Below are 10,408 nucleotides of genomic sequence, written 5' to 3'. Positions count from 1 at the left end.
ATTATTTTCATGTATGGATATAAATAAATTACCATACTATAATTATAGAATAGGGAACCCAAAATAGCAAGAAACTTGAGGTATTTTTGCTAAAAAAAAAAGCATTTTACTATTTTGTATATATATATATATTATAAGATAAGTTTTTTATAAAGACACGTAACTGAGTATAAATCAGCTAATTTTTGGTTTATATTCCTATTTTTATGCATAATTATTCTTTCATTCTCTAATTTGTGAATCAATATATCTGATTAGAAAACTACCATTGAGTTTTTGCTCCACCTCATTAGTCCGCTCAAAACGCCGTCCGCTAATCTTGTCATAGACTTTCTCCCCTCTAGGAGCCCCTGCATAAGGACGATAGAGGTAGCGGTTGATTCCCGTTTCGTCAATATATAGGACTGGTAAATCTTTTAGGTTATCCAAAATATCAAGAAACTCAGAAACTTTCTCAGGCTTTTGTTCCCTAAAACTGGCCGTCTTTTTTAAAATGACCTTAATCTGCTTTAAAACTGTCCATACGGAGGGCAAAGCACAATCAAAACGGGCCGCAATTTCCCGTAAAAAAGCGTCTGGATGAGCCTCTACAAAGGCTTTCAATTCTTCTAAAGGGATCTTACGCTTTTTGACGACTCGCTTTTTCCGCTCTAAGTTCCTTTGTTCACGTCTTTCTTTTCCCACGTGAAGAGAGTTTTGGCGCCAACATCAAAAACTTTGGCCGCCTCGACATGTCTGTGCCCCTCTTTGATGGAATCTAATGCTCGCTGTTTAAAATCAGTACTATATGCCATAGCTTTATTAGACCATGCTTATTTTAAACTAAGCAACTATAGATAGAGAAATGAAATAAAATCTGAATTCGAATGTGATAAGGAGTTAGAAATTGAAACAATAGGATTTCCCCATTATTCACACAAAAATAAAACCACTAAAAAACAGAGCTTGCCAGTATTCTTGAAAAGTAGTATAATTATTGCATGCGCAATCATCTTGTGACGCAGAGACTGCCCGTTAATGGACTTTCTTCTATATTATGACTCTAAAAAGAAAGGAGACACTATGACCTATTTGGAAAAATGGTTTGACTTCAATCGGCGTCAGAAAGAAATTGAAAGTCTCTTGGAAGAGACCATTGCCCAACAGAGCGAGCAAAGTCTGACCTTGAAAGAGGTTCTACCTGCTCTACTATCTGGACTTGGCTGAAGAAAAATCTCTACGCCAGATTGACCTGCCAGATAAGCTTCATCTGAGCCCGAGCGCAGTTTCTAGGATGGTGGCTCGCTTGGAAGCTAAAAATTGCGGTCTACTCAGTCGCATGTGTTGCCATCAAGATAGACGCTCTAGTTTTATCTGCCTGACAAATGATGGGCAAAAGACACTGGCCTCGCTACAAAAGACTGTCGAAGAAAGCTTAGAAGCAGGTTTGGATTTCTTGATTTAAGATGATTTTAAAAAAAAGTTGCGTGCGCAATCATTTTTCTTGACATTCTCTTTTATAAGGAGTAAAATAAAGTTAGCATTAAACAAAGAAGTTTTAAATATGATTGAAATTACCTATATAGATGCCAGCAAGAACGAAAGAACTGTGACTTTCGAGTCTTATGAAGACTTTGAACGTTCGCAACAAGCTTGCCTTATCGGCGTCGCAGACTACTACCCTGTCCAAAAATTAACTTACAAGGGTCATAATTTGGACTACCATGGGACTTATGGAGATATCTTCTTCTATCTCATGAAACAAGATTTAAGCCAATATAACTAAAAAAAGGAGAAATACAATGGCAAAAGCAATTACAGATGCAACATTCGAACAAGAAACAAAAGACGGTTTGGTCTTAGTAGACTTCTGGGCAACTTGGTGTGGTCCATGTCGTATGCAAGGTCCAATCTTGGACAAATTGTCTGAAGAACTTTCAGAAGATGTCTTGAAAATCGTTAAAATGGACGTTGATGAAAATCCAAACACAGCTCGTGCTTTTGGAATCATGTCTATTCCAACTCTTCTCTTCAAAAAAGACGGCCAAGTTGTCAAACAAGTTGCAGGTGTTCACACAGCAGAACAAATCAAGGCCATCATTGCTGAATTGAGCTAATCAAACGAGAGACCAAGTACTTTCTTTGGTCTCTTTTTTCTTGCCCTTTGCCATTTTTCAAAAAATATGCTAGACTATAGTAGATTGAAACTAGAATAGTACACCTCTACTTCTAAAACATTGTTAGAAATCGATTTAACTGTCCTGATCGATTTGTCCTGTTCTTATTTCATTTTACTATATAAGTAGAATATTACGATGTTTGGGATATGCCATCGCTAAAAAAACTCGATTTGGTATTTTTTAGCTCCCTAATGGGAGCTTTTTGCGTGCTCTGAACATTTCCCATTTTGGAAGGAGTACTATGAAACATCAATCAGCCTTGGTCGTCTTTAGTGGTGGTCAAGATTCAACAACCTGCCTTTTCTGGGTCATGCAACACTATGAAACAGTCGAAGCTGTCACCTTTGCCTACGGCCAACGTCATCACCTCGAAATTCAAATTACTAGAGAAATCGCTAAGGAACAGGGCATTCGTCACCATATCCTCGATATGTCTCTGCTGGGACAAATCACTGCTCAGCCAGACTTTGCGACGATTCATATTTCCTACATTCCTGACAAGCTCTGTGTCGAGTCAAAATCCCTCAAACTATATCTATTTATCTACCGAAACCACGGAGATTTCCACGAAAACTGTATCAACACCATCGGGAAAGACTTGGTCAACTTGCTAGACCCTCGCTATTTAGAAGTCTGGGGAAAATTCACTCCGCGCGGTGGCATTTCAATCGACCCCTACTATAACTACGGTAAGCAAGGAACTAAGTATGAGGGCTTGGCAGAACAACGCCTCTTCCAACACGACCTTTATCCAGAGAAAATTGACAACCGCTAAAGTCATACTCAATGAAAATCAAAGAGCAAACTAGGAAGTTAGCCGCAGGTTGCTCAAAGCAGTGTTTTGAGGTTGTAGATGAAACTGACGAAGTCAGATCAAAACACCGTTTTGAGGTTGCAGATAGAACTGACGAAGTCAGATCAAAACACTGCTTTGAGATTGCAGATAGAACTGACGAAGTCAGATCAAAACACTGTTTTGAGGTTGCAGATAGAACTGACGAAGTCAGCTTAAAACACTGTTTTGAGGTTGCAGATAGAACTGACGAAGTCAGATCAAAACACTGTTTTGAGGTTGTGGATAGAACTGACGAAGTCAGTAACCATACCTACGGCAAGGTGAAGCTGACGTGGTTTGAAGAGATTTTCGAAGAGTATCATACGAAAAAGCCCTGTTCCTCAAGATGAGGAGCAAGGCTTTTTGAGTTTCAATTATTCTTCTGTTCCAAGGAAATTTTTTGCAACAAGGGCTGCAAGAACTCCACCAGCGATTGGTGCAAGGATAAAAATCCAAACTTGTTGAAGGGCTGCGCCGCCTACCAAGACAGCTGGTGCCAAGCTACGAGCTGGGTTTACTGAAAGTCCAGTAATCTTCAATCCGACAAGAATCATCGCCATCAATGACAAACCGATTACCAAACCAGCAATCGCGCCATTGCCCTTACTTTCTGAAGTCACAGTCATGATAACCAAGACAAATAAGAAAGTTGCGATGACTTCAAACAAGAAACCACCAAAGACAGTGACACCGTTTGCCAAGGCATTTTCACCAAGACTAGCAGTTGACATACCTGAATTACCCAAGAGGAAGAAGACTGCGCCAGAAGCGATGAAAGCTCCAACAACCTGACCAAGGATGTAGTTTACAAGTTCTGAAGATGACAAACGTTTGTTTACAAACATAGCAATCGAAACAGCCGGGTTCAAGTGAGCACCTGAAACAGTTCCGATTGAGTAGGCTGCCACCACGATTGCTAAACCAAAAGCAAAGGCGATTCCAAGGTGACCAAGGCCATCAAGACCATTTCCAAAAACAACAGCTCCTGTCCCGACGAATACAAGCATGAACGTACCGATTAACTCAGCAACAAATTTTTTCATTTTCTTTCTCCTTTTTTCAAAAACTAGATACTAGTCTATCAAAAGTAGGAAAGGGTTTCAAGAAAATTGATTGGAAATTTTTTGAAAATCATAGAACTATTAGCTAATCTCTAGTATTGAAAAGACTGGATAGCTTCTTTCAACTCATCTTGTAAACTATTTCTCTGGTCAAGTTGGACATAGACTTCCACCAGACAGGATCTAAAGTTGGAAAATTTGTAAAAATTCTCCCTTTCTTCTATCGGAAAATCAACAGTTTTTATCCAAGAAGCTACTTGTTCTTGCGCTAACTTCCCTTGTAAAATAGGTTCATAGATCACTCTTGCTAAACGCCAATCCTCATCATCTGTAAAGCGAATCGACATTCTTTTAAATAGTTGGCCAAGTATCTTAAATACTTCATGAACTCTGTTTTTAGGAAAGCCCGGATGACAAACCACCTCTGTCAGTAAATCGGCTCCATGTGCAAAAGAATGAACCCAACCATACTGACTTGAGAAACCTGTTGTATCCTTTTCTTTTGAAAGATAGTGCAAGCCTTGATTTAAAAGGACATTACGAATTTCTGATTGTAATCCCTGATAAAAAACCGATTGCTGGTTAGCATCTGCAGACAAGAGATTTGCATAAATAAGTGCCCTAAAAGAACGTTCAAGTGTTGACAAGCCTACCTTATCAATCTCTTTATCTAACCCTCCATCAGCTAAGACCACCTCAGCAATGAAATGAAATTGTTCCTGTGTAAATAGCTCTTCCTGAATCTCCTTAGCAAAGCTTGTAAAAACAAGATCATCACGAATTTCTGGAGAAGGATCTCCCAAATGATCAAGCAACCACTGGATTTCCTCCTGGTTATAATTTGGTTTTTCTTCTGCTATTTTTCTTAGTAAATCTTGATACATGGTCAATACCTCTACATTTCTAGCAACTGTTCAAAAAGGCAGTCTTAAATGACCTTACCAATTTGTAAAATTAAGTTAAAAAGAAAAAGACATTTATATTCAGAGAAACAGCATATTTCTGAAAAGATATATAAATGATTTATTCCATATTACAACAAATAAACTTGTAATGATAGAGCCTTATCACAAAAATCACATTCCTGTCTCAAAAATTGCGAAAAACTAGTTATAATAAAGTGAAATAAAAACTATACAAATTGATTAGGGAATTTAAAACAATTTCTAACAATATTTTAAAAACTGAACCGTACTATTTCAACTTCCATAAATTACAATATTGATAGGCACAGTTCCCATACCTGTCCAAATTCGAATAACGTTTAGTATAAAATCACAAATAATTAGACTATCTATAATATCTACGATGTAACATATACATAGGAAGCACCGTTATCAAGAGCGCCAAGGCTATCAACCAGATAAGATGAAGATACAAACCTGTCACCTCACCTCCCCATATAATACGAATCATGCGGGTAGCGTGATACAAGGGAGAAAACCAAGTCAAATCACCAAGTATTGGGGGCAAGGAAGTAATGGGAAAGAAGGTATCTGAAAACATATAAAGAGGACGGATTGCCAAAACATTGTAGTAATTCAGAAATTCCCTAGACGGCGCCAAGTAGGTAAAGATTAGTCCTAAAACACCAAACAAATAACCCACTATAAATAAAATCAGAGGAATCAATAACATCAAGACATGAAAATGCGCTGTGATAAGTATGGAAATCAGCCAAAAAATCCCACCAAAAATCACTGCACGAATACCTGCCCAGATAGCCTGACCCACCACAATATCATTCGTATTGATTGGCGTCATCAACATAGCATCATAAGTCTTTTCAATCTTATACTGGATAAAGGCATTGACCGTTGTTTCTGCGGTGGCCGCAGACATGGCAGTCGCAGCAATTAAACCTGTAATGACAAAATCACGGTAGAGCATACCGTTAACATGCGTCAAATAAGCACCAACTCCAAATCCCATTGCTAAAAGATAAAAGAGGGGGTCGATAAGGTTGGGGACAATTGAAATTTTAAATAAATTTCTAAAACTCATGTAGTTGCGTACCACAACGTGTCCGATGGAGTGAAATGATAACTTAAACATGCAAGTCCTCCTTCTCTGTCCCAGTCAACCCCCAAAAAAGCGTCTCAAGGTTGTCAGCATCATACTTGATGAGCAAGTCTTCTACAGTTCCTTCTTCTTTGATAGTCCCTTGGTGGAGCATCAACACCCTATCTGTCAAATATTCAATCTCATTCATATAGTGGGAAGTAATAATGATGGAAACACCTAATTCCTTCAACTCCAAAAGTTTATCCCAAATAATATTGCGGGATTGAATGTCTAAACCAACTGTCGGTTCATCTAAAATGATAATATCAGGCCGATTGATGAGAGCTCTTGCCAAGACAAGACGTCGTCGCATCCCACCCGACAGCTGATTCACCATCTTTTGCGCATGTTTGCTCAGTTGAACAAAATCCAAGAGAGAATCGATTCTCTTCCTAAGTTCGACAGATGAGATACCATAGCATAGACCGTGAGCAAAAAGATTATCATAAACATTCAAGGTCATGTCCAGCATATCCTCCTGCCCTACAATACCCAGACAAGATTTACTCTTACGACGATTGGTTTCAATATTTTGCCCCAAGATATCAATCTCTCCTGAGGAAATTGAGGTCAGTGAGTAAATCATCTTTAAAGTGGATGTTTTGCCAGCACCGTTGATTCCCAAGATACCCAAACACTCTCCTTCTCCCAATTCAAAGCTAATTCCCTTGACAGCTTCATAAGAACCATATTGCTTTTTTAGATTTTTAACACTTAACTTCTTCACTCTTTCTTTCCCCCACAAATAGAGCATGTTGGATACTTTGTTAATTCATCTCACTTTTGAAAAAATGTTGAGAATGTAATCTTAAGATTAACGTCCTTCAACTGTGGATACTGCTGCAATTACTTTTGTAATTTTACCTCCATTTAAACTCAGACAATAAAATTTAAAATATTCTCTAGTAAAACATTTTTAAAATCTATTTTTCTTGTGCTTTAATTATAGTATAACAAAAGATAGAAAATCATCGATATATGAAATTTGGAGAAAATTTTTATGGAACCAGATATTTTCATCATCACAAAACTCTTATCAGACCCTTCTCGGATGCACATTTTAGATATTCTAATGGATGGAAAAGCTCACACGGTTAACGAAATTGCCAGCTCTACCAAAATCAAGCAACATACTGTCAGCTATCACCTCAAATTACTTACCGAAGCGCAGGTAACCACTCTACAAACCTATGGACGTTTTCATTATTATTCTTTAAAAAGTGCTGCCATTGCAGAAATGCTGGAATTTCTCAGCTTCTACTCTCCTCAGCGTGATGTCAAAAGTTATAAACAACACATTCACAAAAAGGAATTAAAGGTCGCTCGCACCTGCTATGACCATATTGCTGGTGAGCTTGGCATTTCCATTACCAATTATCTCTTGCAAGAAAATCTCCTCAGCGAATCAGAAAAAGACTTCCAACTCACTGAAGCTGGGAAGTCTTATTTCCAAAGAAAATTACACATTGATACGGATGAATTGAAAAAGAAAAAACGGAAATTTTGCCCTAAATGTTTGGATTGGAGCGAACGTAAAAATCATGTCGGCGGAGCTCTCGGCAATGCTCTTTTAGAATTTTTCAGTGAAAAACAATTGGTCATCCCTGCACAAACGCCACGTTCACTTACCATTACAGAGCAGGGAAAAGAATTCCTCGAAAGGGAATGGGGGATTTAAACATGGATTTTTAAGCAAATAACTGTCCATACCAATTCTATAACAACCTCTCTATTCCCCTTACTCCCCCAACTCAGCACTATAGGAGATAATCTGGTCAACTGTGTCAGACAAGAATTGGATGGTATCACGGAGTGGTTTGTCTGTTGAAATATCAGCACCGATAATCATGGCTGACTCAAGTGGTGTCTTGCTACCACCTGATTTGAGGAGATTGAGCCAGTCTTCAGCTCCAGTTTCTGAGTTTTTAAGATGAAGGTAACCAGCTGTCGAGATGACAAGACCAGCAGAGTAAGTGTAACTATACAAGCCCATATAGTAGTGAGCTTGGCGCATCCAAGTCAAAGCTGCATCGTCGTCGATTTCAATGGCATCGCCCCAAAAATCTGTCAAAACTTCCTTCATAATACTGTTGAGTTTGCTTGCTCCGAAGGTTTCTCCTTCTTCAATCAATGTATACACCTTACGCTGGAAGGCGGCTTCCAAGAGGTGGGTGATAAAGTTATGGAAGTAGGTGTCTGTCAAGCGATGAGCCAGAGCGAAGCGTTTTTGACGTGGGTCATTAGATTGGTTCTCTAAGTAATCACTGAGTAGCAATTCATTGAAGGTTGACGGTGCTTCAACATAGTAGGTCGACATATGGGCATTGAAGTAACTTTGATGATTGTCTGAAAAGATGAATTGACCAGAATGCCCGATTTCATGAATCAAGGTATAGACATCGCTCAAACGGCCTGTCCAGCTCATGAGGACATAAGGGTGTACGCGATATGGGTCCGCCGCATAACCACCGGAATCCTTGCCACTGTTAGCAGCAAAGTCCACCCAGCGCTCTTCTTGGTAACGAGCAACTTCCTGACAATATTCTTGCCCCAAAGGTTCTACCGACTTCATGACCAAATCATAGGCATCGTCAATAGTCACTGCAGGATTGAGGGCGCTGTCCAAGTCCAATTTCCAGTCAGCAAAGGTCATCTTTTCAAGACCATTAACCTTGGCAACATGCTTGAGGTATCTCTGAGCAACTGGCGCAAAGTCCTTCATAATGAGGTCAATCTGACGGTCAAACATGGCACGGTCCACTTCTTGTTCAGCTAGAAGATAGTCAAAGACAGAGTCGTATCCCTTCATATCAGCCAAGAGTTTTTCAGACTTGACCTGAGCCAGATAGGCTGCTGCAGCCGTATTTTGGTGCTTACGAAGTCCCTCTGAGAAGGAACGGAAAGATTTCTCACGAACCTCAGCATCCTCATGGTTTTGGTAGAAATTCTCATAGGTGACAAAGCTGTTTTTGTAAGTCTTGCCATGAGCCTCAAAGTCAGCCATTTCAAAATCTCCAGCACGCATCTTAGTGTAAATATCCTGCGGACTGTAGAAAACTTCACCGAGATTGGTCAAGGCCTTTTCTACATCAGCCCCTAGATAGTGGGCTTTTTTGATTTTGGCCTGACGAATGGCCGCCGTCAAATGAGGTAACTCACCCAAACGATCCAAGACTTCCTCATCAGCTTCCACCAAGGCATCGTCAAAGAAGGTCAAGGCTACACTGGCATCTGTTTCAAATTCCATCCCAGCTTGGGCAATGTTGGCAAATTCTTCATTGCTATAGTCTGTCGTCTGGGGCATAAAACCATAGTTGCCAATATGACTCATCTGAATGTAGATTTGTTCCAATTCCGCAAAGGCCTTCTCAAAATCCTCAAAAGTGTGAAGATTGCCCTTATAGTCACGGCTAAATTGGTTGATGTCTTCGCGAGCTTTCTCGATTGCACGCAAGAAATCCTCACGGTCTTGGTATAGAGCTGTTAAATCCCAAAGTTCCTTCTCTGGAAATTCTGAACGGTGTTTTTGTTCCATTTTCTTCCTCTTATTTCTCTAATTCTAATAAAACACTAAGGGCTGATAAGGCATAAAGCGGTGCTGTTTCTGCTCTTAGAATGCGAGGGCCAAGTCCTGCCAAAACAGCTCCCTTAGCTTCAAAATTTTCAATTTCCGCAGGTGACAGACCACCTTCTGGACCAAAGATAAAGAGCAATTTGGCTCCTTTCTCGAGTCCAGTAACTGCTTTTATAAGAGCAGCGGCTTCTCCTTCTTTGGCCGCCTCTTCATAGGCTACTAAGATGCGGTCAAACTGGTCAAGTTGGGCTAGAAAGTCTGCTTTATTCTCGAAAAGATGGATACTTGGAACAACATTACGCTTACTTTGCTCTGCTGCTCCAAGAGCAATTTTTTCTAGTTTTTCAACCTTTTTACCCAATTTCTTGCCATCCCACTTAGCAACGGACCAATCGGCAGGGAAGGCCCAAATCTGGCTGGCACCTAGTTCCGTCACCTTTTGAGTGATAAACTCCAACTTATCTCCCTTGGGAAAACCAGATGAAATGGTCACTTGAACGGGCAGTTCCACATTGTCATCTAGTTCTTCTACCAATTCAAACTGACGAGCTTCCACATCCAGCACACGCGCCAAGCGCTTAATTCCATCATCAAAGACCAAAGTAACCTCATCATCTTCTTTCAAGCGCATAACCTGAAACATATGCTTGCTGGTTTCCCTGTCCTCGATGGTGACAGGAGAGACTGCACTCCCCTTGACAAAATACTGTTGCAT

Annotated in this window: 13 protein-coding genes and 1 pseudogene; 6 read left to right on the top strand and 8 right to left on the bottom strand. The window is 39.8% G+C overall.

Annotation, left to right across the window (positions count from 1 at the left end):
- Positions 1–222 precede the first annotated feature (222 nt).
- Together AT689_RS05280 and AT689_RS13800 are read right to left on the bottom strand one after the other, a co-directional pair.
- On the bottom strand, positions 223–684 hold the full coding sequence (locus AT689_RS05280; protein ID WP_025173801.1) for an IS630 transposase-related protein: 462 nt from the start codon (positions 682–684) through the stop codon (positions 223–225).
- On the bottom strand, positions 651–794 hold the full coding sequence (locus AT689_RS13800; RefSeq protein ID WP_000331854.1) for an IS630 transposase-related protein: 144 nt from the start codon (positions 792–794) through the stop codon (positions 651–653). Before AT689_RS13800 ends, AT689_RS05280 begins: the two co-directional genes overlap by 34 nt.
- Before the next feature lie 268 nt (positions 795–1,062).
- On the opposite strand from AT689_RS13800, the pseudogene AT689_RS05270 reads away from it, so the two are divergent.
- The 5 genes and pseudogenes from AT689_RS05270 to AT689_RS13415 all read left to right on the top strand — a co-directional run bounded on the left by AT689_RS05270 (position 1,063) and on the right by AT689_RS13415 (position 3,344).
- A pseudogene (locus AT689_RS05270) lies at positions 1,063–1,444 on the top strand (MarR family transcriptional regulator).
- A 99-nt stretch (positions 1,445–1,543) separates the two neighbouring features.
- Positions 1,544–1,765: a DUF4649 family protein gene (locus tag AT689_RS05265; protein ID WP_000570244.1), complete on the top strand. Its 222-nt coding sequence runs from the start codon at positions 1,544–1,546 to the stop codon at positions 1,763–1,765.
- A 16-nt stretch (positions 1,766–1,781) separates the two neighbouring features.
- A complete protein-coding gene (trxA, locus tag AT689_RS05260) occupies positions 1,782–2,096 on the top strand; it encodes a thioredoxin (RefSeq protein WP_001029580.1) in 315 nt (104 codons plus the stop codon).
- A gap of 304 nt (positions 2,097–2,400) precedes the next feature.
- A complete protein-coding gene (gene queF, locus AT689_RS05255; protein ID WP_000682679.1) occupies positions 2,401–2,934 on the top strand; it encodes a preQ(1) synthase in 534 nt (177 codons plus the stop codon).
- 11 nt (positions 2,935–2,945) lie between these two features.
- Positions 2,946–3,344 carry a hypothetical protein gene (locus AT689_RS13415; protein ID WP_000693295.1) on the top strand — a complete coding sequence of 133 codons (399 nt, stop codon included), beginning with the start codon at positions 2,946–2,948 and terminating at the stop codon, positions 3,342–3,344.
- 24 nt (positions 3,345–3,368) lie between these two features.
- Here the strand turns inward: AT689_RS13415 and AT689_RS05245 are convergent, their stop codons facing one another.
- The 4 genes from AT689_RS05245 to AT689_RS05230 form a co-directional block, all read right to left on the bottom strand.
- Positions 3,369–4,037 carry an MIP/aquaporin family protein gene (locus AT689_RS05245; protein WP_000714849.1) on the bottom strand — a complete coding sequence of 223 codons (669 nt, stop codon included), beginning with the start codon at positions 4,035–4,037 and terminating at the stop codon, positions 3,369–3,371.
- A 110-nt stretch (positions 4,038–4,147) separates the two neighbouring features.
- Positions 4,148–4,939, bottom strand: a complete 792-nt coding sequence (locus AT689_RS05240) for a DUF2785 domain-containing protein (protein ID WP_000284091.1) — start codon at positions 4,937–4,939, stop codon at positions 4,148–4,150.
- A 406-nt stretch (positions 4,940–5,345) separates the two neighbouring features.
- Positions 5,346–6,110: an ABC transporter permease gene (locus AT689_RS05235; protein ID WP_000475587.1), complete on the bottom strand. Its 765-nt coding sequence runs from the start codon at positions 6,108–6,110 to the stop codon at positions 5,346–5,348.
- Complete coding sequence (locus AT689_RS05230; RefSeq protein ID WP_000966496.1) at positions 6,103–6,873, bottom strand: ABC transporter ATP-binding protein; 771 nt, start codon at positions 6,871–6,873, stop codon at positions 6,103–6,105. The genes AT689_RS05235 and AT689_RS05230 overlap by 8 nt, the downstream gene beginning before the upstream one ends.
- 246 nt (positions 6,874–7,119) lie before the next feature.
- On the opposite strand from AT689_RS05230, the gene AT689_RS05225 reads away from it, so the two are divergent.
- A complete protein-coding gene (locus AT689_RS05225) occupies positions 7,120–7,797 on the top strand; it encodes an ArsR/SmtB family transcription factor (RefSeq protein WP_000433073.1) in 678 nt (225 codons plus the stop codon).
- 60 nt (positions 7,798–7,857) lie between these two features.
- Here AT689_RS05225 and pepF read toward each other — a convergent pair whose 3' ends face one another.
- The gene (gene pepF / locus AT689_RS05220) at positions 7,858–9,654 is read right to left on the bottom strand and encodes an oligoendopeptidase F (protein ID WP_000435579.1); all 1,797 of its coding nucleotides are present in this window, start codon (positions 9,652–9,654) and stop codon (positions 7,858–7,860) included.
- Positions 9,655–9,664: 10 nt separating this feature from the next.
- The gene (locus AT689_RS05215) at positions 9,665–10,408 is read right to left on the bottom strand and encodes a 16S rRNA (uracil(1498)-N(3))-methyltransferase (RefSeq protein ID WP_001188227.1); all 744 of its coding nucleotides are present in this window, start codon (positions 10,406–10,408) and stop codon (positions 9,665–9,667) included.

The organism is Streptococcus pneumoniae (assembly GCF_001457635.1).
Classification (GTDB): Bacteria; Bacillota; Bacilli; order Lactobacillales; family Streptococcaceae; genus Streptococcus; species Streptococcus pneumoniae.
This window is presented reverse-complemented; position numbering and strand designations above follow the sequence as displayed.

Bases quoted from the DNA above. Each gene is read 5' to 3' on its own strand.
- AT689_RS13800 (WP_000331854.1), bottom strand. From the start codon at position 794: ATGGCATATAGTACTGATTTTAAACAGCGAGCATTAGATTCCATCAAA.
- AT689_RS05265 (WP_000570244.1), top strand. From the start codon at position 1,544: ATGATTGAAATTACCTATATAGATGCCAGCAAGAACGAAAGAACTGTG.
- trxA (WP_001029580.1), top strand. From the start codon at position 1,782: ATGGCAAAAGCAATTACAGATGCAACATTCGAACAAGAAACAAAAGAC.
- queF (WP_000682679.1), top strand. From the start codon at position 2,401: ATGAAACATCAATCAGCCTTGGTCGTCTTTAGTGGTGGTCAAGATTCA.
- AT689_RS13415 (WP_000693295.1), top strand. From the start codon at position 2,946: ATGAAAATCAAAGAGCAAACTAGGAAGTTAGCCGCAGGTTGCTCAAAG.
- AT689_RS05245 (WP_000714849.1), bottom strand. From the start codon at position 4,037: ATGAAAAAATTTGTTGCTGAGTTAATCGGTACGTTCATGCTTGTATTC.
- AT689_RS05240 (WP_000284091.1), bottom strand. From the start codon at position 4,939: ATGTATCAAGATTTACTAAGAAAAATAGCAGAAGAAAAACCAAATTAT.
- AT689_RS05235 (WP_000475587.1), bottom strand. From the start codon at position 6,110: ATGTTTAAGTTATCATTTCACTCCATCGGACACGTTGTGGTACGCAAC.
- AT689_RS05230 (WP_000966496.1), bottom strand. From the start codon at position 6,873: ATGCTCTATTTGTGGGGGAAAGAAAGAGTGAAGAAGTTAAGTGTTAAA.
- AT689_RS05225 (WP_000433073.1), top strand. From the start codon at position 7,120: ATGGAACCAGATATTTTCATCATCACAAAACTCTTATCAGACCCTTCT.
- pepF (WP_000435579.1), bottom strand. From the start codon at position 9,654: ATGGAACAAAAACACCGTTCAGAATTTCCAGAGAAGGAACTTTGGGAT.
- AT689_RS05215 (WP_001188227.1), bottom strand. From the start codon at position 10,408: ATGCAACAGTATTTTGTCAAGGGGAGTGCAGTCTCTCCTGTCACCATC.